The organism is Thalassotalea coralli (genome assembly GCF_055786205.1).
The window spans coordinates 274580-298202 of the sequence record NZ_JBVVBK010000007.1 but is presented as its reverse complement, the minus strand read 5'-3'; the positions used below and the strand labels follow the sequence as shown (position 1 = coordinate 298202).

30 protein-coding genes are annotated in these 23623 nt (G+C 40.2%); 13 read left to right on the top strand and 17 right to left on the bottom strand.

Translation table 11 applies throughout. From position 1 onward, the window contains the following. Positions 1-22: 22 nt before the first annotated feature. Genes ACOB80_RS17955 through ACOB80_RS17935 form a run of 5 tightly spaced genes read right to left on the bottom strand, consistent with a single transcriptional unit; the run spans position 23 to position 3159 of the window. Positions 23-316 carry an STAS domain-containing protein gene (locus tag ACOB80_RS17955; protein WP_473167241.1) on the bottom strand — a complete coding sequence of 98 codons (294 nt, stop codon included), beginning with the start codon at positions 314-316 and terminating at the stop codon, positions 23-25. An 8-nt stretch (positions 317-324) separates the two neighbouring features. Next, on the bottom strand, positions 325-1041 hold the full coding sequence (locus ACOB80_RS17950) for an MlaC/ttg2D family ABC transporter substrate-binding protein (protein ID WP_473167240.1): 717 nt from the start codon (positions 1039-1041) through the stop codon (positions 325-327). Between the two features lie 4 nt (positions 1042-1045). After that, positions 1046-1516, bottom strand: a complete 471-nt coding sequence (gene mlaD / locus ACOB80_RS17945; RefSeq protein ID WP_473167239.1) for an outer membrane lipid asymmetry maintenance protein MlaD — start codon at positions 1514-1516, stop codon at positions 1046-1048. Between the two features lie 60 nt (positions 1517-1576). Then, positions 1577-2353: a lipid asymmetry maintenance ABC transporter permease subunit MlaE gene (gene mlaE / locus ACOB80_RS17940; RefSeq protein WP_473167238.1), complete on the bottom strand. Its 777-nt coding sequence runs from the start codon at positions 2351-2353 to the stop codon at positions 1577-1579. A 5-nt stretch (positions 2354-2358) separates the two neighbouring features. Beyond that, on the bottom strand, positions 2359-3159 hold the full coding sequence (locus tag ACOB80_RS17935) for an ATP-binding cassette domain-containing protein (RefSeq protein WP_473167237.1): 801 nt from the start codon (positions 3157-3159) through the stop codon (positions 2359-2361). Positions 3160-3508: 349 nt separating this feature from the next. Between ACOB80_RS17935 and ACOB80_RS17930 the strand changes: the two genes are divergently transcribed. The 12 genes from ACOB80_RS17930 (at position 3509) to mgtE (ending at position 12976) form a co-directional block, all read left to right on the top strand. Beyond that, complete coding sequence (locus tag ACOB80_RS17930) at positions 3509-4486, top strand: calcium/sodium antiporter (protein WP_473167236.1); 978 nt, start codon at positions 3509-3511, stop codon at positions 4484-4486. A gap of 60 nt (positions 4487-4546) precedes the next feature. Further along, positions 4547-5512 (top strand): KpsF/GutQ family sugar-phosphate isomerase, encoded by a 966-nt coding sequence (locus ACOB80_RS17925; RefSeq protein ID WP_473167235.1) that lies wholly within the window; start codon positions 4547-4549, stop codon positions 5510-5512. Continuing rightward, positions 5512-6060 carry a 3-deoxy-manno-octulosonate-8-phosphatase KdsC gene (kdsC, locus tag ACOB80_RS17920; protein WP_473167234.1) on the top strand — a complete coding sequence of 183 codons (549 nt, stop codon included), beginning with the start codon at positions 5512-5514 and terminating at the stop codon, positions 6058-6060. The genes ACOB80_RS17925 and kdsC overlap by 1 nt, the downstream gene beginning before the upstream one ends. Beyond that, complete coding sequence (lptC, locus tag ACOB80_RS17915; RefSeq protein WP_473167233.1) at positions 6057-6623, top strand: LPS export ABC transporter periplasmic protein LptC; 567 nt, start codon at positions 6057-6059, stop codon at positions 6621-6623. Before kdsC ends, lptC begins: the two co-directional genes overlap by 4 nt. Next, entirely contained in the window at positions 6589-7113 is a 525-nt protein-coding gene (lptA, locus tag ACOB80_RS17910) for a lipopolysaccharide transport periplasmic protein LptA (RefSeq protein WP_473167232.1), read from the top strand. The genes lptC and lptA overlap by 35 nt, the downstream gene beginning before the upstream one ends. Further along, positions 7110-7838: an LPS export ABC transporter ATP-binding protein gene (lptB, locus tag ACOB80_RS17905; protein WP_473167231.1), complete on the top strand. Its 729-nt coding sequence runs from the start codon at positions 7110-7112 to the stop codon at positions 7836-7838. Before lptA ends, lptB begins: the two co-directional genes overlap by 4 nt. Before the next feature lie 60 nt (positions 7839-7898). Continuing rightward, complete coding sequence (locus tag ACOB80_RS17900; protein WP_473167230.1) at positions 7899-9398, top strand: RNA polymerase factor sigma-54; 1500 nt, start codon at positions 7899-7901, stop codon at positions 9396-9398. 24 nt (positions 9399-9422) lie between these two features. Next, positions 9423-9710 (top strand): ribosome hibernation promoting factor, encoded by a 288-nt coding sequence (gene hpf, locus ACOB80_RS17895; RefSeq protein WP_473167229.1) that lies wholly within the window; start codon positions 9423-9425, stop codon positions 9708-9710. Between the two features lie 11 nt (positions 9711-9721). After that, positions 9722-10177, top strand: a complete 456-nt coding sequence (ptsN, locus tag ACOB80_RS17890; RefSeq protein ID WP_473167228.1) for a PTS IIA-like nitrogen regulatory protein PtsN — start codon at positions 9722-9724, stop codon at positions 10175-10177. 15 nt (positions 10178-10192) lie between these two features. Further along, positions 10193-11047 (top strand): RNase adapter RapZ, encoded by an 855-nt coding sequence (rapZ, locus tag ACOB80_RS17885; RefSeq protein ID WP_473167227.1) that lies wholly within the window; start codon positions 10193-10195, stop codon positions 11045-11047. A 14-nt stretch (positions 11048-11061) separates the two neighbouring features. Next, positions 11062-11334: an HPr family phosphocarrier protein gene (locus ACOB80_RS17880; RefSeq protein WP_473167226.1), complete on the top strand. Its 273-nt coding sequence runs from the start codon at positions 11062-11064 to the stop codon at positions 11332-11334. Between the two features lie 283 nt (positions 11335-11617). Beyond that, positions 11618-12976 carry a magnesium transporter gene (gene mgtE / locus ACOB80_RS17875; protein WP_473167225.1) on the top strand — a complete coding sequence of 453 codons (1359 nt, stop codon included), beginning with the start codon at positions 11618-11620 and terminating at the stop codon, positions 12974-12976. 91 nt (positions 12977-13067) lie between these two features. Here the strand turns inward: mgtE and pmbA are convergent, their stop codons facing one another. After that, complete coding sequence (gene pmbA, locus ACOB80_RS17870; protein WP_473167224.1) at positions 13068-14411, bottom strand: metalloprotease PmbA; 1344 nt, start codon at positions 14409-14411, stop codon at positions 13068-13070. Positions 14412-14517: 106 nt separating this feature from the next. Here pmbA and yjgA point away from each other — a divergent pair, with 106 nt between their 5' ends. Then, a complete protein-coding gene (yjgA, locus tag ACOB80_RS17865; RefSeq protein WP_473167223.1) occupies positions 14518-15036 on the top strand; it encodes a ribosome biogenesis factor YjgA in 519 nt (172 codons plus the stop codon). 78 nt (positions 15037-15114) lie between these two features. Here yjgA and ACOB80_RS17860 read toward each other — a convergent pair whose 3' ends face one another. The 11 genes from ACOB80_RS17860 to ACOB80_RS17810 form a co-directional block, all read right to left on the bottom strand. Next, the gene (locus ACOB80_RS17860; RefSeq protein ID WP_473167222.1) at positions 15115-15303 is read right to left on the bottom strand and encodes a hypothetical protein; all 189 of its coding nucleotides are present in this window, start codon (positions 15301-15303) and stop codon (positions 15115-15117) included. 419 nt (positions 15304-15722) lie between these two features. After that, the gene (locus tag ACOB80_RS17855; protein WP_473167221.1) at positions 15723-16046 is read right to left on the bottom strand and encodes a hypothetical protein; all 324 of its coding nucleotides are present in this window, start codon (positions 16044-16046) and stop codon (positions 15723-15725) included. A gap of 134 nt (positions 16047-16180) precedes the next feature. Continuing rightward, positions 16181-16558, bottom strand: coding sequence for a hypothetical protein (locus tag ACOB80_RS17850; protein WP_473167220.1), 378 nt, complete (start codon positions 16556-16558; stop codon positions 16181-16183). A 1050-nt stretch (positions 16559-17608) separates the two neighbouring features. After that, positions 17609-17977: a hypothetical protein gene (locus ACOB80_RS17845; RefSeq protein ID WP_473167219.1), complete on the bottom strand. Its 369-nt coding sequence runs from the start codon at positions 17975-17977 to the stop codon at positions 17609-17611. Between the two features lie 113 nt (positions 17978-18090). Continuing rightward, positions 18091-18471: a hypothetical protein gene (locus ACOB80_RS17840; protein ID WP_473167218.1), complete on the bottom strand. Its 381-nt coding sequence runs from the start codon at positions 18469-18471 to the stop codon at positions 18091-18093. A 118-nt stretch (positions 18472-18589) separates the two neighbouring features. Beyond that, positions 18590-18943 carry a hypothetical protein gene (locus tag ACOB80_RS17835; protein WP_473167217.1) on the bottom strand — a complete coding sequence of 118 codons (354 nt, stop codon included), beginning with the start codon at positions 18941-18943 and terminating at the stop codon, positions 18590-18592. 117 nt (positions 18944-19060) lie between these two features. Beyond that, positions 19061-19408 (bottom strand): hypothetical protein, encoded by a 348-nt coding sequence (locus ACOB80_RS17830; RefSeq protein ID WP_473167216.1) that lies wholly within the window; start codon positions 19406-19408, stop codon positions 19061-19063. Positions 19409-19535: 127 nt separating this feature from the next. Then, complete coding sequence (locus ACOB80_RS17825) at positions 19536-19772, bottom strand: hypothetical protein (protein WP_473167215.1); 237 nt, start codon at positions 19770-19772, stop codon at positions 19536-19538. Between the two features lie 104 nt (positions 19773-19876). Then, positions 19877-20527, bottom strand: coding sequence for a hypothetical protein (locus tag ACOB80_RS17820; RefSeq protein ID WP_473167214.1), 651 nt, complete (start codon positions 20525-20527; stop codon positions 19877-19879). 244 nt (positions 20528-20771) lie between these two features. Continuing rightward, positions 20772-22070, bottom strand: a complete 1299-nt coding sequence (locus tag ACOB80_RS17815; protein WP_473167213.1) for a sensor histidine kinase — start codon at positions 22068-22070, stop codon at positions 20772-20774. A gap of 10 nt (positions 22071-22080) precedes the next feature. Continuing rightward, positions 22081-23469, bottom strand: coding sequence for a sigma-54-dependent transcriptional regulator (locus ACOB80_RS17810; RefSeq protein ID WP_473167212.1), 1389 nt, complete (start codon positions 23467-23469; stop codon positions 22081-22083). Between the last annotated feature and the right edge of the window lie 154 nt (positions 23470-23623).

Here is a 23623-nt window from a genome sequence, read left to right as displayed (position 1 = left end):
CTAATTATCGGGATTATAGGGGTTATTCGACTGGCAAGAAAGGAGAGACAGCAGATAATTTTGCTAATTTTTGTAAGTCTTCAGGAATATTGATAAATTGCAGAGTAACTTTGCGTTGATTTGCTTGCTCAACTAGCAATAAAAGCCACGCTAAACCAGCAGTGTCGCCGCGCTCAACAGCTGATAAATCGACTTTCAGCTGAGGTTGCGATAACAGCTCCAAGGCTTTTTTCTCAAATCCTTTTGAAATTGCGTCTCTGGTTAATGGTCCAGCGACAACAATACAATCATTATTTAAAGATAACTTTGTCTTCATATGCTCGATTACGACTTAAAAACGATGTCTTTATTAGCTTTTTCTTTCAACATATCGGTAACGTATGGCAAGCCTTTTTGACGAATTAAACTAGATAACTCAGCTTGTTTACTATCCAGCAAGCTAATACCTTCAGCGACCATATCGTATGCTTTCCATTCGCCCGATTTTTTACTTTTTCTCACGCGAAAAGAAATATCAATAGGATCTCTACCAGGCTCAAGTACCACTGTTTTTACTGCGACAACTTTCTCGTTGCTAAAATCTTTAGCCGGTCCAAATTGCACCTCTTGATTGTTATACAAAGTAAACACTTGCGCATATGACGTGATTAAGTAATCACGAAAAACAGGGACAAAAGCCGCTCGCTGCTCCTTCGTGGTCTTTTTAAAGTTACTTCCGCCGATAACTTTAAATGCAGCGTATTGATAATTGATATACGGTACCAACTCTTCACGGACGATATCTTTTAACAAATTTGGATTTTGACGAATTTGAGATTGTTCTCTAGCAAAGCGCTTAAACGTAATATCGGCAACCGTTTGGATCATTTCATAAGGGTCTTTCTTGTTGACCGCTTTACCGCCTTCATCTGCCACTAAAGGAGCAAATTGCTGACTATGCTCAATACTTGATGATTGAGCGAAAACTGGCGTCACCACAAAACTAATTGCGCTAACCATTAACATAACCAAAGATTTGCGTTTTACATTTAATAGGTTCATTTTGCTAATCGTCACTACCTTGTCCAAATAAAAACTGCCCAATTAACTCTTCTAATACAAGGGCAGGCTTAGTATCTTCAATAAAGTCACCAGCAACTAACGTCTCAACTGATTCATCCATAAAGCCAGGCAACAATCCTATATATTGTTCACCTAGCAAACCAGCCGTAAGAATAGAAACTGACGTTGCTTCTGAAAAGTTGTCATATTGTGTGTAAATCTCTAACGTCACCACAGGTGTGTAGTCTTCTGGGTCTAAGCTAATATCGCTAACCCTACCTACAACAACACCGCCAACTTTGACTGGAGAACGCACTTTAAGTCCACCTATGTTGTCAAACTTAGCATATAACTGGTACGTTGCGCCGTTGCCAGAAATACCACTATCAGCTACTTTTAGCGATAACATCAACAATGCCGCAATACCTATTGCCGCAAACAACCCTACTAATATTTCTACTTTTTTAGACACCATGTCTCCACCAAATTTACACTTATTTACTTAACAGAAGCTGAATATTCACTAATTTTTTTGCTAATTAGCGAACATTAAAGCCGTTAAAATAAAATCTAATCCCAAAACTAATAACGAAGATTGCACTACTGTCGCAGTAGTTGCACGACTAATTCCTTCCGAAGTCGGCTCACAATCATAGCCTTTGTAAACAGCAACCCAGGTAACAACAAAGGCGAACACAACACTCTTAATAATGCCGTTCAAAATGTCTTTTTCAAACGATACTTGTGCCTGCATTACTGACCAAAAAGTACCGCCGTCAACGCCTAGCCAGTCAACACCCACTAAATGAGCACCTAAAATACCAACCGCTGAGAAAATAGCTGCTAACAAGGGTAAAGAAATAAAACCCGCCCAAAATCTTGGTGCGATAACACGCCTTAATGGGTCAACCGCCATCATTTCCATACTGGATAATTGTTCAGTCGCTTTCATCAAACCAATTTCAGCAGTTAGTGCAGACCCTGCTCTACCCGCAAACAAAAGTGCGGCAACAACAGGACCTAACTCTCGAAGCAATGAAAGAGCAACCATAGGCCCCAAACTAGCTTCAGCACCATAGCCAACTAAAATAGTGTAGCCTTGCAACGCTAAAACCATACCGATGAACACACCAGAAACAATAACAATAATCAGAGATAACACACCAACTGCGTGTAATTGTTTTACCAGCAACGGCCAGCCTTTTCGTGGATTTGGCCAATGTAACAACGATGAGGACAATAAGATGATTGCTCGCCCTAAAGCGGCAACTCTACCAATAACTTTTTGTCCTAAAATTTGCAAAAACTTCACGAAAACTATTCCTTGCCTATCAATTCTTTTTGATATGACGGCGCTTTAAAGTGGAAAGGTACAGGGCCATCAGATTGTCCTTTAACAAACTGCTTAACAAGAGGAGACTCTTGTTGATGAATTTCTTCTGGCGTTCCTTGACCAATAATTTTTTGTTCCGCAATAATGTAAATGTAGTCAGCAATACTCATCACCTCAGGAACATCATGTGAGACAACAATTGACGTCAGCCCAGCAGCATCGTTTAGTGACTTAATCAATCGAACAATCACTCCCATTGAAATAGGATCTTGCCCAGCAAAAGGTTCGTCATACATGATAAGTTCAGGGTCAAGTGCAATTGCACGTGCTAACGCCGCTCGTCTTGCCATACCGCCTGATAACTCACTAGGCTTTAAGTGACGTGCGCCTCGAAGCCCTACAGCTTCTAACTTCATCAATACGATTTTCTCAATAATGCGTTCAGAAAGCTTGGTATGTTCTCTTATCGGAAAAGCGACGTTGTCGTACACTGACATATCGGTAAACAAAGCACCGCTTTGAAACAACATACTCATACGCTGTCTTGCTTGATACAGTTCAGCGCGAGAAAATTGGTTAATATCATCTCCGTCAAAACAAATTTGTCCAGACTCTGGTTGTAACTGACCGCCAATTAAGCGTAACAAGGTTGTTTTACCTATGCCGCTTGGCCCCATTATGGCCGTTACTTTACCTTTTGGAATTTGCAAGCTGATGTTATCGTAAATAACACGCTGCTCGCGTTTAAAGGTCATATTTTTAATGTCTACTAAAATATCTGACATAGAGCCTGTTCTAAGTTTGTCTTCTGTTTTACGAAGTGGCGCTAATTCTAACCTAGCGCAACAAATACTTCATCTGAAATTAACAATCTAATCTGTCTAAAATTAGTAATAATTCGTTTATAAACGTAAGAATTTGTAATATTCGTGGAATTTTCGTTCATTTGCCCCCACTAATAAACAGATGAATAGCAGACCTAGCTTTGGTTGACTATCTTTCATTAGCAGGTAAATTGATGAAAAAATGCCAATCTAAGACGAAATTCTGGCCTTTTTACACTATTTTGAGCAAAAGCTCTTTTTTTTTTGCCTACAACCAGCGACAATTTGCCGACATATTTTGGAGTCGTAAATGTTATTGCAAATTTTTATACTGTTAATTTCTTTAGTTACCCTTGTTTGGAGTGCGGACAAGTTTGTCGTTGGCGCTTCTTCACTCGCGCGTAATTTTGGTGTTAGCCCAATGATTATCGGATTGACTATAGTCGCTATGGGTTCTTCTGCACCTGAAATGATGATCGCTGCAACGGCATCCTTAGACGGTAAACCTGACACCGCGATTGGTAATGCGATTGGCTCCAATATCACTAATATCGCCTTAGTTTTAGGCATTACAGCGTTAATGCACCCCTTGTCTGTTTCTTCTTCTACCATCAAACGTGAGTTACCGCTTGTTCTTGCAATAACTTTACTCGCCTATTGGATGCTATTAGACAAACACTTTTCAGCAACCGAAGGCTACATCCTATTTGCTGGCTTTTTTATCTACATTATTTCTTTACTCATGATCACATTAAAACGCGCCAAAAATAAGCCTATGGACGATGCCATGATCATTGAAGCTGAACAAGAAGTACCAGACGCCCTACCGACTTCTTGGGCGCTGTTTTGGTTAGCAGTAGGCATGGTGCTATTGCCAATGAGTGCCAGCTATTTAGTAAGCTCAGCCGAATTTATCGCTCGAGCTTTTGGCGTCAGTGATCTGGTTATCGGCTTAACTGTTATCGCCATTGGTACTAGCTTACCTGAGCTCGCAGCAAGCATAATGAGTATTGTGAAAAAAGAAGATGATCTTGCCTTAGGCAATATCATTGGCTCCAACATATTTAATATTTTAGCGGTATTGTCACTTGCAGGCATGATCGCCCCAGGCGAAATCGACGCTAATGCAGCAGTAAGAGACGCACCTTATATGGTCGGTGTCACCCTTCTTCTATTTATCTTGTGTTTTGGTCGCAAGTTAGGCAATTTCAGAATCACTCGAGCTAAGGGTGCCTTACTTTTAGTAAGCTTTATTGCTTACCAGCTACTATTATTTAGTCAACTGTAAGATTTTACAGTTGAATGTATGATTCGGTTTTTTTAAAGCCAAACGGAAATTGAGTTAACTATGTCCAAATTTAAAGCACTTGCCAAACAAGTTATTGAAATTGAAAAACAAGCAATCGATGAGCTAAACGAGCATATCAACGATAACTTTGAAACGGCATGCGAATTAATTTTAGCGACTAAAGGACGAGTCATCGTTATCGGCATGGGTAAATCAGGCCATGTCGGTGGCAAAATCGCTGCAACATTAGCGAGCACCGGAACACCAGCATTTTTTGTCCACCCTGGCGAAGCAAGCCACGGTGATTTAGGCATGATTACCGAAGATGACATTGTTTTAGCTATTTCTAATTCTGGTGAAACTGGCGAGTTATTATCGATTATCCCCGTGATAAAGCGCATTGGTGCCAAAATGATAGGCATGTCAGGCAATGAAGAGTCGACTTTAGCTAAATTAAGCGATGTCCATATCTGTGTGAAAGTATCACAAGAAGCCTGCCCATTAGGCTTAGCACCAACCTCAAGCACTACCGCAACCTTAGTAATGGGTGATGCACTAGCAGTCGCACTATTAGAAACACGTGGTTTTACTGCCGACGATTTTGCGCTTTCGCACCCAGGTGGCAGTTTAGGTAAAAGGCTCTTACTTCGTTTAGAAGACATCATGCACAAAGGAAACCGCTTACCCGTGGTTAAGCTTGATGTATTAGTAAAAGACGCCCTAGTAGAAATGTCCGAAAAAGGTTTAGGCATGACCGCCATTGTTAACGATGAAAATCAGCTCGTTGGTTTATTCACTGATGGTGACTTACGTCGCGTACTTGACGATAAAACAGATATACATCAAGATGTTATTGAGTCAGTGATGACCAAAAACCCAACAACAGCTTCACCTGAAATGCTAGCAGCTGAAGCGTTGAAAATTATGGAAGATAAGAAAATAAACGGCCTTATTGTCGTAGATAACCAAGGCTACCCGATTGGTGCTATGAATATGCATGACTTGTTAAAGTCAGGGGTAATGTAATGAATACAACACTTTATGGCAGTATTGACGATAGTGTTTATCAGAAATTTTCTCAGATAAAGCTCTTTGTTTGTGACATAGATGGCGTTTTTTCCGACGGTAGAATATATCTAGGTAACGACGGTGAAGAGCTAAAAGCTTTCCACACGAAGGATGGTTATGGCGTAAAAGCGTTAGCAGCAAGTGGCGTTGATTTAGCCGTGATAACCGGCCGAAATTCAAATATTGTCAATACCCGCATGACAGCACTTAATGTTAAACACATTATTCAAGGTAAAGAAGACAAATTACCCGTTCTAAAAGAGTTATTAGCGGCAGAAGGTTTAGCGCCAGAACACGTTGCCTATATTGGTGACGATATGCCAGACTTTGCTTGTATGGATTATGTTGGTTTAAGTATCGCAGTTAATGACGCCCATCCCGCTATTTTGAAAATAGCACATTATGTAACGACAAATAGAGGTGGATTTGGTGCCGTACGTGAAGCCTGTGATATTATGATGCAAAGCCAAAATACGTTATCACAAGCCACCGGCGCTAGTATATGACACGCACTCACGTTCTTTCTTTACTCTTTTTCATCTGCGCTGTAACCATTTACGGCGTTTTTGAATGGTTTGAAAAAGACCTAGAACAAGCAAATAATGAAGACTATGCGATGAACCCGGACTTCGTTGCAGAGCAATTAAGCAGTAAAGCGTTCGCTCAAAGTGGCAAGTTATCTTATAAGATAGATGCACTAAAAATGGAACATTACAGCGAGCTTGCAGTCACATATTTTGAGCTACCTAAATATACTCTGTTCCCAAAAAGTGGTGACAAGCCTTGGGAAATAAGTGCTAAAGAAGGCACATTATTTGGTAATCATCGCGTACAGCTAGAACAAGATGTTTTGTTGGTAGCTACCGACGAAGACAGTATAATTAAAGAAATACACGGAACTGACTTGGAACTGGATCTCAGTACCAACATCATTAGTTCCAAACAGAATATCGAACTTAAGGGCGCCGATTTTGTGATGTATGGCGCAGGACTTATCGTCGATTTAAATACTAAACAAATAACGTTGACGAAACATGATAAAACGAATTATTTCAAACAAGCGCAATAGGTTACTGGCAGTCATTCTTTGTGCGACTTTTTCAGTAAACGGCTTTGCTGCCGATGACGACCTTAAGCAAAAAATACACGTTGACGCATCGCGTTCTGCTGGCGATCTAAAAAATAAAATATTTAGCTACATCGACAATGTCGTCATTACACAAGGCAGCTTAAAAATAAAAGCAGATCTCGTTCAAGTGTTATCAAATCCAGATTCAGAGCCAAAAACCTATATCGCAAAAGGGTCTCCAGCAACCTTCGAGCAAATTTTAGAAGATGGTACGCCTATTTATTTACAAGCCAATGAGATTACTTACGAGCCGGCAAAAAATACTATAGTCATTTCGGGTAATGCAGAATTAAGGCAAGCAGGAAGCATGGTAAAAAGTAGCGTGATTACCTATAACCTTCTAACTGAGCAAGTGCTTGCAGATAGTAAAGACAACGAACGAGTACAAACCACTCTTCAGCCGAAACAACTGGAAAAGCTTAAAAAATGAGTGCAGTGTTAAGTGCTAGCAATCTAGCTAAATCATATAAAGGCCGCCAAGTTGTAAAAAACGTTGGCTTATCTGTTGAAGCCGGGCAAATTGTTGGTTTACTTGGCCCTAACGGCGCTGGCAAAACCACGTCCTTTTACATGATTGTTGGCCTTGTTAACAATGACAAAGGCAAGATCACCTTAGATGGTGAAGACCTTACACTATTGCCTATGCATGAGCGCGCGCGTCGAGGCATTGGCTATCTGCCACAAGAAGCCTCGATTTTTAGAAAGCTAACTGTTTATCAGAACATTATGGCTATCTTAGAAACACGTAAAGATCTGAACGCTATCGAGCGAGAAGAAAAACTCGAACACTTAGTTGAAGAATTTAATATCGGTCACATTACCGAAAACACAGGCATGAGCCTATCTGGCGGTGAGCGTCGTCGCGTAGAAATTGCTCGTGCGTTAGCGGCTGATCCTAAATTTATATTGCTAGATGAACCCTTTGCTGGCGTAGACCCAATTTCTGTCGGTGATATTAAGAAAATTATTCTACACTTAAAGAACAAGGGAATTGGTATTCTAATTACTGACCACAATGTACGTGAAACCCTCGATGTGTGTGAACATGCTTATATCGTCAGTCATGGAGAATTAATCGCTCAAGGGAATGCAGATCAAATTTTAGCGAATCAACAGGTACGAGATGTATATCTTGGAGAGCAATTCACGTTATAGTTGTGATAAGCTGTTAAAAAAACAAAACCAATAACCTTGGAAAGGATAAGAATTAGATAAATGCGCCCTAGTCTTCAACTCCGTATTGGACAACAACTGACTATGACACCTCAGTTGCAACAAGCGATAAAATTGTTGCAGCTGTCAACGTTGGATCTACAACAAGAAATTCAAGAAGCGCTTGAAAGCAATCCTTTATTAGAAGTTGACGAAGCAGCTTCCGCTAACCAAGAATCTCAGCCTGATAATTTAGAACAAGCTTTTTCTGAAACAACGGAAACGCCTACGGCGAATGATGGCTCTGAAGACGCCTCGCCAACCATTGATGAAATCAGCACAACAGAAGCAATGGATAAGTCTGATATTCCAGAAGAGCTGAATATAGACACCACTTGGGATGAAAGTTTCAGTGCAGGCGTATCAAATACAGGTGCCGCTGCTCCTTCAGAAGATTTTGTTTATCAAGGTGAAACCACAGACTCCATTCAAGATCACCTTCGCTGGCAAATGGAATTAACACCATTTACTGAGACCGACGAAGCCATCGCAATGGCAATTATCGACGCTATTGACGATGCCGGTTATTTAACGGTAACCACCGAAGATATTTTAGAATCTCTTGGCTTAGAAGATGTTGAATTGGATGAAGTAGAAGCTGTGCTTAAGCGCATCAACGTATTCGATCCAGTTGGTGTCGGTGCCCGCTCTATTCCTGAGTGTCTAATTATTCAATTAAACCAATTTGATAAAGATACGCCTTGGCTAGAAGAAGCCAAGCTAATCATTGGCGAGCACATTGACTTACTAGGTAACCGTGACTATCGCACCATCATGCGTAAGACACGCTTGAAAGAAGACCAATTACGCGAAATTATTCGTTTGATCCAGTCACTAGATCCTAGACCGGGCGACTCAGTGATCAAACAAGAAGAGCAATACATTATTCCTGATGTATCTGTTGAAAAGAAAAATGGTCGTTGGGTGGTTGAACTAAATCCAGATACTGCGCCTCGCCTTTCAGTAAACCAACAATATGCTTCTATGGCGCGTTCGATGAAAAATTCTAACGATAGCCAATTTATTCGTTCTAATTTGCAAGAAGCCAAATGGTTTATCAAGAGCTTAGAAAGCCGTAACGATACACTATTAAAAGTAAGTAACTGCATTGTTCAGCGCCAACAAGGGTTCTTTGAGCATGGCCCAGAAGCTATGCGCCCAATGGTTCTTAACGACATTGCCGAAGCTGTAGATATGCATGAATCTACGATTTCACGTGTAACCACACAAAAATACATGCACACCCCACGCGGGATATTTGAACTAAAATATTTCTTCTCTAGCCATGTGAGTACGGAAAATGGCGGAGAGTGTTCTTCCACTGCGATCAGAGCTTTAATTAAAAAGCTGGTCGCAGCAGAAGTGCCAGCGAAACCACTGAGCGATAGTAAAATGGCTGAGTTGTTAGCTGAGCAGGGCATAAACGTTGCAAGACGGACCATAGCCAAATATAGAGAGTCTCTAGGCATTCCACCGTCTAATCAGCGTAAAAGTTTACTGTAAACCTTGAAAGAAGGATGAGAGCTTATGCAAATTAATCTTGCTGGACACCATGTAGAAATCACTGAACCTATGCGCGATAGCGTTAATAAAAAGTTTGCAAAGCTTGAGCGACATTTTGATCACATCAACAATGTCTATGTAGTACTTACCGTAGAGAAGCTCAACCAAATTGCGGAAGCAACTGTTCATTTAAACGGTACCGAAGTTCACGCCAAAGCACAGAATGAAGACATGTATGCTTCTATTGATTCTTTAGTGAACAAACTCGATAAACAAATCCTCAAATATAAAGGCAAAATAAGCCAACACTAGTTTCAACTTCAATGAAAATATCCGACATCATGACAGAGAACTGCACTTTATGTGCAGTTCCTGCTACTAGTAAAAAAAGAATCCTAGAAATCATTTGTGAAAAAGCTGCAGAAAATGCAGTTGAAATGAATACCTACACCTTACTTGAAAGTTTAATGCAGCGTGAAAAAATGGGCTCAACGGGTATCGGCAACGGTATTGCCATTCCTCATGGCCGGTTAGCTGATAGTGAAAAAGTGATGTTAGTGGTAGCAACAACTGAACACCCTATTGAATTTGACGCGATAGATAACCGCCCTGTTGATATTTTTGTCGCCTTATTTGTTCCCGAGCAGCAATGTCAGGAACACCTTTCAACATTACAAAGTATCGCAAAATTATTTGGTAATAAAAAAGTCGTCAAACAAGTGCGAAAATGTGACAGCGATAAAGCACTCTTTCAATTTATAACACAAGCCGAACAATAAAAACGGAATTACAACATGAAACTCACCATCGTCAGCGGACGTTCTGGCTCGGGCAAGACAGTAGCCCTTCGTGTACTTGAAGATTTAGGATATTACTGTGTTGATAACATTCCTGTTAACTTGCTACCAGCACTTACGCATACGGTAATCAATGATTACGAAACCGTTGCGGTGAGTTTGGATGTTCGAAATTTACCTGATGACCCGTCTGATGTTTCTGAAATTATCGACTACTTACCAAGCGCAGTAGAATTAAGTATTGTTTACTTAGACGCTGACGATAACGACCTGATAAAACGCTTTAGTGAAACCAGACGTTTGCATCCGCTTATCAAGCAAAACATCGCGTTAGATCAGGCAATTTCTCTTGAGAAAAAGCTATTAGAGCCTATTTCATCACGCGCTAACTTATACATTAATACTAGCCAGTTAACCCCTCACCAGCTTGCTGATCTTATTCGTGAACGTATTTTGGGTAAAACCACTGGCAATATGGTAGTGGTATTTGAATCTTTTGGGTTTAAACATGGTGTGCCGAAAGACGCTGACTTTGTTTTCGACGCTCGCTTCTTACCTAACCCATTTTGGGAAAAAGACTTAAAGCCTTATACCGGACTAGATCAACCTGTAATCGACTTTCTTGCAAGCCAGCCAATTGTCACTAAATTTGTTTGGCAAATTAACAGCTTTATGATGACCTGGTTACCTCACCTAGAGCGCAATAACCGCAGCTATATTACTATTGCTATTGGCTGTACTGGCGGAAAACACAGATCCGTATACATTGCGGAATTACTCACAAATAACCTGAAAAAAGAACGCGCAGACGTGCAAGCTCGACACCGAGACTTAAACGTTGCGTCAACGTAAAGGCTCGTGCATTAATGACCATCTCGAAAGATATCTTAATCACCAATAAACTTGGGCTTCATGCCCGAGCGGCGACTAAGCTTGCTCAACTGTGCCAGCAATTTACGGCAGATATTCAAATCGAGCTAGAAGAAAACACGGCAGATGCTAATAGCGTGATGGGATTAATGTTATTAGCAGGAAGCCAAGGAAAAACAGTAAAAGTTCACGCCAGCGGAAAAGATGCAGAACAAGCGATGTTTGCCATAAACAAGCTTTTTACTGACAATTTCGATGAAGAACAGTAATTTTCAATAACTTTACCATTCCCCTATCCACTAAGTTACGCGGTTAAATTCGCTAGCATCAAGAAAAAAGCTGATAAAACCAGATAGTTGAGATAAACTATTGTAGTTGGTAACGCAGTATTTACTGTTTAACCTGCATTGGTGAACCAGTTATTTTCATCAAGAAAAAATAACGTTTGATAGTAAAAGTGTCACCTTTTTCAAAGATTATTCAATATTCGTGTAGTGATACTGATTGAAGTAGATATTTACCTCAATTGGTATGAAGGCATAGGACAACAAGATGCCGGAATTGTCAGAACAAGATTATAGTCAACAAAAGCTGCAGCAAGTTAACGAAGCACTTGGTAGCGGTATGTTTGTCTATGTGCGCAAGTTAATGCAGAACATGCCTGCATATGACTTGGCACTACTACTCGAATCATCTCCAACGAAAACACGTACCGTACTGTGGCAACTTATCGACCCAGATCATCACGGTGAAGTCCTCGAAGAGCTTAATGAAGAAGTTCGTAAAGGCATCTTAAAAAACATCCGGCCGGAAAAGCTTGCCGAAGTTGCTGAAGGCATGGATGTAGATGACCTCGCAGAAGTATTAAGAACGCTACCTGATAGCGTTTATCGTGAAGTACTTAGCTCCATGGACTCGCAAGACAGGAGTCGCGTAGAGCAGGCACTTGCTTACGAAGAAGATACCGCTGGCGGTATCATGAATACCGATACTATCACTATCCGCCCTGACGTAACGGTGGATGTGGTTTTACGCTATTTAAGATTAAAAGGCGAATTGCCTGAGTCAACTGACTCCTTCTATGTTGTAGACAGAAAAGACCGCTTTATCGGCGCTATTTCACTACAAGCAATTGTCACAGCGAAGCCTGAAACTACAGTTTCAAACCTTATCGATGCCGAAGTTGAAGCTGTCACCGTTGATATGCCTGAGACAGAAGTTGCTCAGCTGTTCGAACGATTTGACTGGTTCTCTGCCCCAGTTATCGATGAAGAAGGCCGCCTAGTAGGTCGTATTACGGTCGATGATATCGTTGATATCATCCGTGAAGAAGCAGAACACTCGATGATGAGTATGGCGGGTCTAGATGACGAAGCCGATACCTTTGCCCCTGTTGTTAAAAGTACACAACAGCGCTCTATCTGGCTGGGTGTAAACTTAATTACCGCTTTATTCGCTGTAGCTGTATCAGCGATGTTCGAAGACATCTTAAGCCAGTTAGCCATTCTGGCGATCTTAAATACCTTAGTGCCAAGTATGGGCGGCGTTGCAGGTAACCAAACACTTACCCTGGTTATTCGTGGTATTGCTTTGGGCCATGTTGGTGAAAGTAACTCGAAAATTTTACTTTATAAAGAACTCGCTATCGGCTTCTTAAATGGCATTATTTGGGCGCTACTGATAGGGCTTGTTGTGGGTATTTGGAAACAAGACGTCACCTTAGGTAGCATCATAGCCTTTGCCATGTTGATGAATATGACGGCTGCTGGTGTAGCTGGTGTGGTTATTCCGTTAATGCTTAAACGAATGAATATTGACCCAGCGCTCGCGGGTAGCGTTATCCTAACAACGATTACGGATGTAGTGGGTATTTTTGCGTTCTTAGGCACTGCAACATTGTTATTGGGTTAATACTTAACATTTCCCCTTTAAGAACTAACAATGTTGCAAGCCAAAATTGTTGCAAGCCAGCATAGTTATGAGCCACAGAAACTAGTTACGACTAGTTTCCTGCTACTTGTAATTCGTTAATAAGTACAGAGCCGGTGTGAATCGCACCTTTTAAGTCAGTATCGCTACCTACAGCAACTAACCCTGAGAACATATCTTGTAGCTTACCTGCAATAGTAATTTCTGACACAGGATAGGCAATTTCGCCGTTTTCTACCCAAAAGCCAGCAGCACCGCGAGAATAGTCACCATTTACGATATTAACGCCCTGCCCCATTAGCTCTGTTACCAATAAGCCAGTGCCTAGTGTTTTAAGCATTTGCTTAAAATCACCGCCATTTGCCGACACTTGCCAGTTGTGAATACCGCCAGCATGACCTGTTGTTTGTAAGCCTAACTTGCGTGCTGAATAACTCGTTAACAAATAAGTTGCTAGCGCACCGTCAGTGATAATTTCGCGATCTTGTGTTGCTACGCCTTCGCTATCAAAAGCACTACTCGCTAATGCGCCTTTAATTTGTGGACGCTCTGAAATCGTTAGAAACTCAGGAAAAAGCTGCTTACCAATAGAATCAACTAAGAAAGACGATTTACGGTATAAGTTTCCACCGCTAATAGCGGCAATAAGATGTCCCCAAAAACCGTTAGCAATATCAGCACGGAACATGACAGGAACTTTCCCTGTTGGCAATTTTTGCGCATTTAAACGTGATGTTGCTTCAATTGCCGCCTTTATGCCGATATCTTCAGGCTTTTCTAATAAGTCGAATTTACGATTGATAGAATAGGCGTAATCGCGCTGCATTTCATCTGCTTCATTGGCAATCATCACACAGCTCAAGCTATGACGACTACTAGGGTAGCCAACAATTTGTCCGTGGCTATTACCGTACACTTTAAAGCCTTCAAAACTTGCTAATGTGGCACCGTCAGAGTTACCGATACGCTTGTCATGATTTAAACCTGCCACTTCACACGATTTAGCAATGTCAATGGCTTCATCAGTAGATAAAACTTTCGGGTGATATAAATCTAGGTCAGGCGGGTCCATTGCTAGCAGTTCTTTATCCGCTAAGCCAGAACAGTCATCAACCGAGGTATATTTGGCAATATTTACCGCTGCTTGTACCGTTTGGTTTAATGCTTCTTGAGACAAATCTGCGGTAGACGCACTACCTTTTCGCCCTTCACAGTACACAGTAATACCCAGGGCACCGTCGTTGGTAAACTCAACGGTTTCAACTTCACCTAGGCGAGTACAAACGCTTAAGCCCTGCTGACGACTCATCGCAACTTCCGCGCCATCTGCGCCAAGAGAATTGGCCAAATCAAGTACGTCACCAACACGCGACTTTACTTGTTCCATTTGTTCTATAATTGAATTTTTATCTGTCATCGAAGTAAACAACTCTTAACCCAGTACTTTCAGTATAGGCTTATGCTAGTGGCAAAGTGCAGCTTAAGGTATACTATGCCAATGTTTTTAATCCAGTCTTTTTATTATGCCTGACTACGACCACGATATCGACGCATTAGACGAAGAATATAAAAGTAAATCTGATATAAAGCGTGAAATGCACGCGCTACAAGATTTTGCTATGCGTTTAGTTAAACTATCAAAGCATCAACGTTCGAAGGTTCCGTTTACCGAAGAGCTATTAGAAGCCCTTGCTCTAGCCGATAAAATTCAAAACAAACCTGAAGCTTTGCGCCGCCATGTGCGCTTTATGAGTAAAGTATTACTTGAAACAGATCTAGAGCCTATTCAAAAAGCGCTTGATATCATGGCTAACAAGCATCAGCAAGAAACCACCAAGTTTCACAAACTTGAACAATTGCGCGATGAAGTGATTGACCAAGGCGGTAACAAAATTGAAGAGCTGTTAAGCCAGCACCCTGCAATGGACAGACAAAAGCTACGTCAGTTGCAACGACAGGCTGCTAAAGAGAAAGCTTCAGAGAAAACTGGTAAGTATTACCGAGAGCTATTTGCTTATTTGAAAGAACATGTAGAACAATAAAAAAACGCGCTTTAAGCGCGTTTTTTTATTCACTGGCTAAATCTTAATGTCGACCATAATTATGATTAAAAATGTGGTTTAAATATCTAAATCATCGGAGCCATAATTGTTACAAACACCAACAACAATCTTCAACGCCTGATCCTCATTAAACCCTTGGTTGATTAGCGCTTCAAACAACAACCTAATTTCCCGAGCTTGTCGGTTAATTGATTCTTCGTCAACTTCCACCGTTAACCATTTATTTAACGTTTGTGTAATAGACATAAATAATCGCCTCCATTCTAAATAAGTAATAAAAAAGGTTTTACTAAGCGAAACCGAGCCAAACTTTAGTAGTCCCGCACTTAATTGGCTTGTTATGTGTCACTTAATTACCACATAAGAAATTTACGAATAAAAGGGGTGACAAACTTGTTTCCTTTTATGCCATAAGTAAGGAATAGAATACCAAGCAATAAACTAAATGAAGCAAAAGCGTAACCAAACAAGTCATGCTTTATAAAAATTAGGCTATAGCTAAAAAATGCGATAAAACTTATACCTAAAGAAAAACCCAATACACGAATCATTTTGACACTCCATCGTTTCATTGACACAAAACGCCCACTCAAGGGGCTGATAATGCTTGGCTAAACTTGTGTAGCGGAGCGGAACCGAGCCAAGCTTTAGCAGTCCCGCTTGATTTACTTGTTAGTTTTTTTTGCTCTTTGATATAAATACAAGAAGCCTACTACAGTGCCCGATGGAATACATAGCAATAACACCATTGCTATTGGAAACGCAAATCTATGGACATTAGTATTTTGTTTTATTAAATAATACCCACTTAACAAAACTAACACATTTAATACTAAAGCAATATTAACCAAAGCGTGGACGTAAAGAGGTAAAGCAAGATAGGCCGGCATTTGAGTTACGCCAAACGAGAAAGCTATAACAAAACCGATTAAGCTCGTGGTGCCATAAATTAAATAAGCCCAACCTGACACTCGAAAATCACTATTCATTTTTAAACCTCAATCCTTTGAAAAACCTAACGCCCCAATAACGGGCTGATAAATGCTTGGCTAAACTTGTGTAGCGAAACGGAACCGAGCCAAGCTTTAGCAATCCCGCACTTAAACAGCTTGTTATATAGCGATTACTCTATACAACGCTTTAGATTGTTTAGTAAATTACCAAAATTGGAGTCAGAAGTATACGAACCAAAACCTGATGAACTGTAATAAAACCAACTAGTTAAATATGCTCTAACTTTGACACCTTTTTCTTTTTTAAAGCCGCTAAATTTTAAATTTACATTGATAGAGTCAGTCTTAATTTTTAACTTACCAGAATAATTTTGTTTCTGAATAATTTCCAAGTCTGCTATCAGGTTCGAAATAATACTTTCTCGAATAGGGTAAGTAACTATTTCACCTTGTGATCCCAAAGCAGAAACGGAACATTGAAGTTTATCCTCTGCATGGACAAACGTAAAAGTTGAGGTATCAAAAATTAGTCTAGATTGGCCGCTCATGCAGTTCCATGCTTAGCTATATAACGCCCCAATAAGGGACTGATAAATGCTTGGCTAAACTGTGTAGCGAAGCGGAACTGAGCCAAGCTTTAACAATCCCGCCTTGAACAGCTTGTTAGCTGTTTTTTAAACCGTAACCTAAATACTCAAATGCTTTAAGAATTAGTAAAGCTAGTAAAACATAAATAAGCCCAGTAACAAAGCTGAACGGTATTGCGAAAATAAGCATTATTGGCAAGAACTCCAACGCTGAATTTACACCCTTTGAAATTGCTATTTGAACTGTAAAGCCAGAAATAAAGAAGATTAGAAATGCTATGGGTGTAAAAATTATATACTTCGAAATGTTTTCTGTGGGTTTAAACCAAACATAAATAGAATAACAAACCGCAAATGGAAGGTAGTACCAAATCCAAATATCTTGAAAGTGATCTACTTTCAGCGGATACAGGATTACTGGTAATAAATAAACTAGACCTAAATATTTCGCTTTGTTCATGAAACAGCTAACGCCCCGCTAAGGGGCTGATAATAGCTTGCTAAAATATGAAGCGAAGCGGAACCGAGCAAGCTGTTAGCAGTCCCGCCTTAAGCGGCTTGTTATGTTTACTACTTAACTTAACCATCAAATAGCACAAACAAACCCAGTAAAATCATTGTGATATAAAATAGTAATACAAGGATACCTTTAAACGAAAATAATAAAAATTTTTTAGAATCTATGAATATGAATTTATTTTTTACTAATTCATATAAAAGGTATGAAAACACACACAACAATGAAAAGACAATGATGTGATAAGCTTCTATAGGTTTTATAAATCCCGCGTACATTAACGCAACAGAAGCGATAAAGACTAAGGTTACTATAGTGTTTATTTGCAACTTAATTTTTTTAAACTTCAATAAAATATCTTTCATTAGCCTTTCAAATTAAGCCGAACTACAAGGCAAACATAACGCCCGCATAAGCGGACCAAAATGCTTGGCTATAATTTGCGAGGAACGAGCACAAGCCAAGCTTTTTGTGTCCGCCTCTTAATGCGCTTGTTAGCTGTACTTCGCCTTATTGAACATTTTAGCCATCCGTATTGCGGCTACAAATGAAAATGCAAATACTACCGCAACATACGCAAACCATGACACTTGGTATAGGCCAAGTAAATTGCTTAAAGCATGTGACATAAAAAACACAAAAGTTGCGGAAAATGCTAGATGCTTAATTGCTAGTGTGTCTTTTATTTTAAGTTGGCCTAAATAGAAGCCTGCACCACCAACCACACCCGCGATAGTTACACTGAAAAATATATTAAAAATGCCTATATCTGCACCTGATTTATAAACTGAGTAATAACGAAGAATAAACCCAAAGATAATCAAAAATGCGGTAAATAAACCTGACTGTTTGATAATACTCAATTGTACTCCTTGTACAGCTAACGCCCGCATAAGGGGCTGATAATAGCTTGCTAAACTGTGTAGCGAAGCGGAACCGAGCAAGCTGTTAGCAGTCCCTTCACTTAATGCGCTTGTTAGGTATTATTGAGCCTAGAGATGAACTTAAACTTATGAATACCATACGTAAATACAGCAAACACTACAAACGAAAACAGCCCAAAAGTTGTATCTTTTTCATCAATTAGCGATGTAAAAGAAACAAGTGTTAATAGTAGAAAAAGCCGCTCAAAACTTTGAGCAATTAGTTTGATAAAGGTATGCATGAATGGCTCTTCTGATTTAATGGAAACCAAAACTACGCCAGCTATACCAAATAAAATAATAATGAACTCTCTCGCTAGAGATACTTCCTCAATTACTTCACTAAACCCTGTTAAATTAAATAAGGACATTCCAATAGCGAAGCATGAAATATGCAAAATTATAGCGAGAAAGGTTCTGAAAACTTCACCCATATTTGAGTAATACCTAACGCCCTGCTAAGGGGCAAATAATACTTGGCTAAAATTTAGAGCGCAGCGACAAAAGCCAAGTGTTATTTGTCCCATGCGTCGTTTGCACTTAAGCAGCTTGTTATATGCCCCATTCAACAGCACTAACACCTTCGATTCTATTAACGATACTTTCTAGTTCCACTTTAACTTTTGCTTCCTCTGCTTCACCAGAGTTGCCAAAGAGTTTTTTTAGAAAAGGAACTCGTTGCTCAGACCAAATTTGCCAGAGGGGCACGTCCGTCTCTTCATCATTTCTCCCCATATAAATATCAACAACAATTCCATTTACACATGCTTCTATCGAAAACATATATTCAGAATCAATTGGTTCATTTGGCGTAAAGTTTAACTTTTCGAGCTCTGAGTGAACGTACTCAGCCAACTCTTTGGCAGAATCAAATTTGTTTGTTTTAAAATATAAGTTTTGATTCATGCGCAATCCTTTATGGGCATATAACGCCCCAATAAGGGGCTGATAAATGCTTGGCTAAACTTGTGTAGCGAAGCGGAACTGAGCCAAGCTTTAGCAGTCCCGCACTTGATTGGCTTGTTATAAGCCATTTGTTGCCACCCTTTGCCCGCAATGAATGCAAACAATTGAACCAGAAAACCAACGCCAAACCACTTTATCCCAGCTCCCGCTTGATGCTGGGTGAGGCTTTTTGAAACCTTGAACAGTTAAACACTTATTGCAATGAGGGCAACGATTAAAAAATGCCAAAACAATATGCATAAAAACTGCACATAAGAATGCACCAAACAAATAAACTAAATGACTAGCACTTGCTTCAGGTTCTGAAAATATTTTTCCGTAAGCCAGAGATACAAAGAAAACTAGCAAAAGTGCCCACGCTGAAAACACGCTCAACACATCAAGTTTTCCAATTATCGATTTCATAGCCGAATTTCCCTTGGCTTATAACGCCCGCATAAGGGGCTAAGCAATGTTTGGCTAAACTGTGTAGCGGAGCGGAATCGAGCCAAACGTTGCGTGTCCCGTTGCTTTATGCGCTTGTTAGGTTTACCTACCTCTTGATACAAGTAGGATCTGATTTTAATTTGTCAAGTAGATGCTTTAATGCGTCACTTTCTGAATCAAACTCAACCCTTAAATTTTTATTGCCTCTTTCGGCATAGAACACTTCCCACTTATTTCCAGACACCCCCAAACAATACTTTTCATTCGATGGGCCATTTAACCAAAATGCTGATGAATCTATTTTGAATTCATCTACGTGTTCTAAAAACTCAAATCTATCCATTTTCGAGGTAAACCTAACGCCTTTAGCAGCGGCAGTTTACTGTCCGCTGCCTAAATTTGTTATGTGTGCAGATTTACACTCTAATGATGATTCTTTTACAGTCTTTAATGTATAGGTATTTTTGCGAGCCTTCTGATGTTGCTAAGAATCGCCTTTAAACCCGAATTTATAGCTTTTAGGCTTTCTATTTCTTTAAGCGGCTTTTCCTCTGGAAGAAGAGCATAAAAAGCCATCGTCGCATCCATCAAGGGCATTATTTCGAGGAATGGAATATCCTCTATTATTCTTAGCTCTTCTATCTGACGAATATTCATTCGCATGGCTTGCCTTGCAGCCATCCAAGCTTCTTCCAATTCCTGGGGGTTCGCATCATTCTCAACCAGCTGAATGTAATCATCAATATTCTCGATCATTTCAAAACGTATGGCAGACATAAAAAGCATATTTTGAAGATACCTTCGCATCTTTCTGGCTTTGCGAGGAGAAATAACATCTGTACGTGAGATGGCTACACTGCGCCCTGAATCAAAAGCCTTAAGCAGGTCTGAATAAAACGCACCATATTCTTTAAGCTTATTTGCTAATTGTAAGACGCTGCCTTCTTCTGCATTAAGAGTCGTTGGAGGCTTCACAGTAGTTCGACGAGAGTGCGACCACATCAAAAAACCAAATAGAGCAGTAATAATCAGCGCTGCAAATTGAATTCGATCCGACATTGCCAGCGCCTGCCATATATCGCTTAGTATTTCTAGCATCTCTTCGGATCCTTATTTCTCACTCGATTTCACCACATAACATGTTTATAGCGAGCGAATCGCGCGTTTTTCTACCGCAGCAACGCTCGCTTTCCTGAATGCTATATTTTTACCAGAGCAGCTAACTGATTGCTAGTTAAAAGAAAGTTAAACTAAATTATATTTTACGGTCGGATAAAAACGAGCGATTCGCTCGTTTTCCTGACTATGCGAGCGAGGGGTTAATATGAGAGTGGCTACAAACTTAAGAATTAAACGTTAACCTAAAACAAGCGCCTTTGTTTCCCTTGTGGATATAGGATAAATCACCACCATGTTGGATCATTATCTGCCGAGCTAAGCTTAGGCCGATACCTGAGCCTTGTTTTTTAGTAGTAAAAAAGGGAATAAATACTTGTTCAATAACATGTTCAGCAATGCCAGGGCCTGAATCTTCAATATCCAAAATAAGCTGCTGTTCTGCGCTTTTATCGCTGGTTAAGCTTAAAAGTAAAGTAACTTCTTTTATCTCGCTATTATTTACTGCTTCAAAGGCATTTTTCACTAAATTAATCAGCACTTGCTCAATTTGAGCAGGGTCAGCGGTAAGTAAACAGTTAGCTTCGTTCGAAAAGGTTAGTTGAATATCTTGCTCTTGCGCTTGCCCTTTAAAGAGCACAAGAACTTGTTGAACGAGTTCTGATAATTCTACTTTCTGCAAGTTTGGCGATGGTAGATTAGCAATCTGGTGAAAGCTTTTGATAAACATCCCTAAATGAGACGAACGACTAGCGATGGCATTAAGCGCTTCGAATAGATCTTGTCTGTCTTCTGCATCATCAAAAGCACTTGGATCAGGCACTAAAGATTGCGCTGTTTGGGCAAGTGATGTCATCGGCGTAATAGAATTAGCCACTTCATGGGTCAGCACCTTGGTCAGTCGTTGATAGGCTTGTTGCTCTTTCGTCATCAAGGCAAGATGAATCGATTGAATGCTCACGAGTTTTAAAAACTCGCTATCAATCTCGCAACAACTGATATGCACAGACAAGGTATCTGAGCTATCGCCTAATTGCCAAGAGACAGTTGCACGGCTATTTACATAGGTTGAAGCGATAAGCTCGCCCAGTTCACCTAGCATCTCTAAGCTGCTTACTGATGTACCGAGCAATTTTTCACTGGCGGGGTTTTTGTGAATTATTTTCCCTTCGCCATTTACCACGATAATGGCCTGATCTAAATGCAGTAATAGCGACTGTAAGAATTGCGCTTGTGATTCGCTTTTCTTGCGATTCTGAGAAATTTGTTCACTGACTTGAGCAAGCTTTTTTGCCAGTGGCGTGGTTTGATTCAAACCCAATGTTGGATCGTCATTTGCCATAGCTTCAATCACTTGGGCTAACTTTTTGTGGCTACGTTGAAATAGATGGCTTAACTTCGCTGCTACTAAGATGCTGAACAACGCCAATATGATGGCAATAGCTGATGACCCATTTCGTAAAAATTCAAAACCAGCAAGCAGTAACGCAAGCGCGAAAACACTCAACCAGATCCAAAGGGTCATTTTTTCGCGGTTAGAGTTCATATTTATCTAATCTTCTATATAAGGCACCGCGAGTTAAACCAAGTGCTTTAGCCGCTTTGCTTACGTTACCTTTAAAATGGCTCAGTGCTTTGGCAATGGTTTGTTCTTCTACTTTTTCTAAATCAAACACTTCTTCAGCGTTAGCTTGCTCACCAGATTGTTGTGTTAAATGCTGGGCATTTGGTGACATAATAATGGAGCTGATATCCAAGACATTTGAGTCTGCCAGAATAACGGCACGTTCAATCGCATGGCGTAATTCTCGAATATTACCTGGCCATGAATATCGCGTTAGCCTTTGTACATCGGAAGCGTTAATAACAATGTTGCGATGATACTTAGTGCAAAATTGCTTTAAGTAGTAATCAATTAACAGTGGGATATCTTCTTTGCGATCACGTAATGGTGGTAGGCGAATCTCCACTGTATTCACACGATACAGTAAATCTTGTCTGAAATTACCGTCGGCAACCGCCTGCAACAAGTTGTCGTTGGTGGCGCTAATTAAGCGAATATCAATATCAACGACTTTCGTGCCACCTACTGGTGTTACTTGGCGGTTTTGTAGCGCAGTAAGTAACTTTGCCTGCTGGTTTAATGGTAAATTCGCTAACTCGTCTAAGAACAAGGTGCCGCCTTTAGCTAATTCAAATCGGCCTAAACGATCAGACTTAGCGTCAGTAAAAGCCCCCTTCTTATGACCAAATAATTCACTTTCAAACAAGGCTTCAGAAATCGCGCCCATATCAACATTAATAAAGGTGTTATTGGCGCGCATACTCTTTTGATGAATTGCCCGAGCGACTAACTCTTTACCTGTACCACTCTCGCCTGTAATTAAAATATTGGCATCGGTTTGTGCGGCTTTGTCTATGGTGGCGAATACTTGTTTCATCACCTCACTTTCACCAATAAATTGCTGATTCTGACCACTCATTGCTTGGCTTAGCTGTTGCGCTTGTTGTTGCAACACATTAATTTTTTTCTTCGAAGAAGAGTGCTGAAAAGCGGAAGCCATTGATGCGAGTAGCTGGTCGTTATCCCAAGGTTTAGGGATAAAATCAGACGCGCCAGCTTTGATTGCTTCAACCGCTAGTTTTATCGCGCCATACGCCGTTACCATAATCACGACCACACTAGGGTCAACGGTTAGAATTTTTTTCAGCCAGTAAAAGCCTTCCTGTCCGCTGATGGCATCTTGGGTGAAGTTCATGTCGAGTACGATCACGTCAAATTCAAACTCTGACATTAGCGATTCTATTTGATGTGGATCGTTGGTGGTTTTCACCAAGCTATAGTGTTTTTTGAGCAACAATCTCGTTGAAATTAAAATATCGTCATTGTCATCAACAACTAAGATATGTCCCGCGTGCTTCATTTAGGCGTGTGCCTTACCTGGCCAATAATTGGATTTACATTAGCTTAGTTAGCGATTGAATTAAAGAAAAAGTGTCCATAAATGGACAAGTGGTTGTTCTACTGATGGACACTTTTAGATAACAAAACATAACACAAACAACATAAACCACTGT

Bases quoted from the DNA above. Each gene is read 5' to 3' on its own strand.
- lptB (WP_473167231.1), top strand. From the start codon at position 7,110: ATGAGTGCAGTGTTAAGTGCTAGCAATCTAGCTAAATCATATAAAGGC.
- ACOB80_RS17810 (WP_473167212.1), bottom strand. From the start codon at position 23,469: ATGAAGCACGCGGGACATATCTTAGTTGTTGATGACAATGACGATATT.
- mgtE (WP_473167225.1), top strand. From the start codon at position 11,618: ATGCCGGAATTGTCAGAACAAGATTATAGTCAACAAAAGCTGCAGCAA.
- lptC (WP_473167233.1), top strand. From the start codon at position 6,057: ATGACACGCACTCACGTTCTTTCTTTACTCTTTTTCATCTGCGCTGTA.
- ACOB80_RS17950 (WP_473167240.1), bottom strand. From the start codon at position 1,041: ATGAACCTATTAAATGTAAAACGCAAATCTTTGGTTATGTTAATGGTT.
- ACOB80_RS17825 (WP_473167215.1), bottom strand. From the start codon at position 19,772: ATGGATAGATTTGAGTTTTTAGAACACGTAGATGAATTCAAAATAGAT.
- pmbA (WP_473167224.1), bottom strand. From the start codon at position 14,411: ATGACAGATAAAAATTCAATTATAGAACAAATGGAACAAGTAAAGTCG.
- ACOB80_RS17925 (WP_473167235.1), top strand. From the start codon at position 4,547: ATGTCCAAATTTAAAGCACTTGCCAAACAAGTTATTGAAATTGAAAAA.
- ACOB80_RS17880 (WP_473167226.1), top strand. From the start codon at position 11,062: ATGACCATCTCGAAAGATATCTTAATCACCAATAAACTTGGGCTTCAT.
- ACOB80_RS17930 (WP_473167236.1), top strand. From the start codon at position 3,509: ATGTTATTGCAAATTTTTATACTGTTAATTTCTTTAGTTACCCTTGTT.
- kdsC (WP_473167234.1), top strand. From the start codon at position 5,512: ATGAATACAACACTTTATGGCAGTATTGACGATAGTGTTTATCAGAAA.
- ACOB80_RS17855 (WP_473167221.1), bottom strand. From the start codon at position 16,046: ATGAATAGTGATTTTCGAGTGTCAGGTTGGGCTTATTTAATTTATGGC.
- ACOB80_RS17955 (WP_473167241.1), bottom strand. From the start codon at position 316: ATGAAGACAAAGTTATCTTTAAATAATGATTGTATTGTTGTCGCTGGA.
- ACOB80_RS17830 (WP_473167216.1), bottom strand. From the start codon at position 19,408: ATGAAATCGATAATTGGAAAACTTGATGTGTTGAGCGTGTTTTCAGCG.
- ACOB80_RS17835 (WP_473167217.1), bottom strand. From the start codon at position 18,943: ATGAATCAAAACTTATATTTTAAAACAAACAAATTTGATTCTGCCAAA.
- ACOB80_RS17840 (WP_473167218.1), bottom strand. From the start codon at position 18,471: ATGGGTGAAGTTTTCAGAACCTTTCTCGCTATAATTTTGCATATTTCA.
- ACOB80_RS17900 (WP_473167230.1), top strand. From the start codon at position 7,899: ATGCGCCCTAGTCTTCAACTCCGTATTGGACAACAACTGACTATGACA.
- ptsN (WP_473167228.1), top strand. From the start codon at position 9,722: ATGAAAATATCCGACATCATGACAGAGAACTGCACTTTATGTGCAGTT.
- ACOB80_RS17815 (WP_473167213.1), bottom strand. From the start codon at position 22,070: ATGACCCTTTGGATCTGGTTGAGTGTTTTCGCGCTTGCGTTACTGCTT.
- ACOB80_RS17860 (WP_473167222.1), bottom strand. From the start codon at position 15,303: ATGTCTATTACACAAACGTTAAATAAATGGTTAACGGTGGAAGTTGAC.
- ACOB80_RS17820 (WP_473167214.1), bottom strand. From the start codon at position 20,527: ATGCTAGAAATACTAAGCGATATATGGCAGGCGCTGGCAATGTCGGAT.
- ACOB80_RS17935 (WP_473167237.1), bottom strand. From the start codon at position 3,159: ATGTCAGATATTTTAGTAGACATTAAAAATATGACCTTTAAACGCGAG.
- hpf (WP_473167229.1), top strand. From the start codon at position 9,423: ATGCAAATTAATCTTGCTGGACACCATGTAGAAATCACTGAACCTATG.
- yjgA (WP_473167223.1), top strand. From the start codon at position 14,518: ATGCCTGACTACGACCACGATATCGACGCATTAGACGAAGAATATAAA.
- mlaD (WP_473167239.1), bottom strand. From the start codon at position 1,516: ATGGTGTCTAAAAAAGTAGAAATATTAGTAGGGTTGTTTGCGGCAATA.
- ACOB80_RS17850 (WP_473167220.1), bottom strand. From the start codon at position 16,558: ATGAGCGGCCAATCTAGACTAATTTTTGATACCTCAACTTTTACGTTT.
- rapZ (WP_473167227.1), top strand. From the start codon at position 10,193: ATGAAACTCACCATCGTCAGCGGACGTTCTGGCTCGGGCAAGACAGTA.
- lptA (WP_473167232.1), top strand. From the start codon at position 6,589: ATGATAAAACGAATTATTTCAAACAAGCGCAATAGGTTACTGGCAGTC.